2 protein-coding genes are annotated in these 1,774 nt (G+C 71.9%); both read left to right on the top strand.

Features of this window, described 5'->3' with window-relative positions:
* The coding region (locus tag ACXJKL_RS20380; RefSeq protein ID WP_457208815.1) for a DEAD/DEAH box helicase at positions 1-1,236 on the top strand (1,236 nt) is incomplete at its 5' end.
* On the top strand, positions 1,229-1,774 hold a 546-nt coding region (locus ACXJKL_RS20375; protein ID WP_457208814.1), incomplete at its 3' end, for a GNAT family N-acetyltransferase. The genes ACXJKL_RS20380 and ACXJKL_RS20375, both read left to right, overlap by 8 nt.

Here is a 1,774-nt window from a genome sequence, read left to right as displayed (position 1 = left end):
GTCGAGGACCCCTTCCTGGTGGTCGCTCCCACGAGCGTGGTGACCGCCTGGCGCCAGCAGGCCGTCACGCATGCTCCGGGCCTCCGCGTCGGGGTGGTCTCCCGGCGCACCGACGACGTCGCGGCCATCGCGCGGGACCACGACGTGGTGGTCACGACGTACGCACTGCTCCGCCTCGAGCGCGACGCGTTCACGGGCCGGCGCTGGGCCGGGCTGGTGCTGGACGAGGCCCAGCAGGTCAAGAACCACCAGGGCAAGACCTACGCCGCCGCGCGCAGCGTGGACGCCGACTTCCGCCTGGCGGTGACCGGCACGCCGTTCGAGAACCGGCTGATGGAGCTCTGGTCACTGCTGTCGATCACGGCGCCCGGGCTCTACCCGGCGCCCCGACGGTTCCGCGAGGTGGTCGTCGGTCCGGTGGAGAAGGGCGGCGACCGGGCCGCCCTGGACCGGTTCCGCCGGCGCATCAAGCCGTTCCTGCTGCGTCGCACGAAGGAGCTGGTGGCCGCCGATCTCCCACCCAAGCAGGAGCAGGTCCTCGAGGTCTCGCTGGAGTCGAGGCACCGCAAGATCTACGACGCCCACCTCGCTCGCGAGCGCCAGCGGATCCTGGGCCTCGTCGAGGACTTCGACCGCAACCGGGTGGCCATCTTCAGCGCCCTCACCAAGCTCCGCCAGCTCGCGCTGGACCCGGCCCTGGTGGACCCCGAGCACGACCACGTCGGCTCTGCCAAGATCAACCTGCTGGCCGAGCAGCTGGCCGAGGTGACCGCCGAGGGGCACCAGGCGCTGGTGTTCAGCACGTTCACCTCGTTCCTCGCCCGGGTGCGCGACCGCCTCACGGCCGACGGGATCCCCACCGTCTACCTCGACGGGGGCACCCGCGACCGCGAGGCAGTCATCGAGGCGTTCCGCCGCGCGGAGGCGCCGGTCTTCCTGATCAGCCTCAAGGCCGGTGGCACGGGGCTGACCCTCACCGAGGCCGACTACGTCTACGTGCTGGACCCCTGGTGGAACCCCGCCGCCGAGGCGCAGGCCGTCGACCGGGCGCACCGCATCGGCCAGGACAAGCACGTCCACGTCTACCGGCTCGTCGCCACCCACACCATCGAGGAGAAGGTGATGGCTCTCAAGGCCCGCAAGGCCGAGCTCTTCGCCCGGGTCATCGACGGCGAGGCCGGCGCCGCGCAGGGCATCAGTGCCGACGACATCCGGGGGTTGTTCTCCGATGACTGAGGTCACGTGGACGACCCACCCGGTCACCTCGGAGCGGTTCGACGACTTCGCGGACGTGGTCAACCCGAATCGTCGCGACACCCACTGCTGGTGCCTGTCCCACCGTCTCCGCGTCCAGGAGATCGACGAGCTCGGCGCCGGCTCGCGAGAGGACGCGGCCAGGGCCCTGGCCGCGTCCAGCACGTCGTTCGGCGTGCTGACCTACCGCGACGACGTGCCGGTCGGGTGGTGCCACGTGGCTCCGCGGGTCGAGATCCCCCGCCTCGTCCGCTCCCGCCTCATCCGTCCGGTCGACGACGTCGCGGTCTGGAGCATCGTCTGCCTGGTGGTCCGCGGAGGGCACCGCCGCTGGGGCGTGACCTCGCACCTGATCGAGGGAGCCGTCGCGTACGCCGCCTCGCGTGGCGCCCCCGCGGTCGAGGCCCACCCGGTCGACCCGGACGGACGGATGGACACCACGATGGCGTTCGTGGGGACGCGGGCGATGTTCGAGCGGGCGGGCTTCGAGGTCGTCGGTCAGACCGACGCGGTCGCGAGC

Source organism: Nocardioides sp. P5_C9_2 (assembly GCF_054049555.1).
This window is presented reverse-complemented; position numbering and strand designations above follow the sequence as displayed.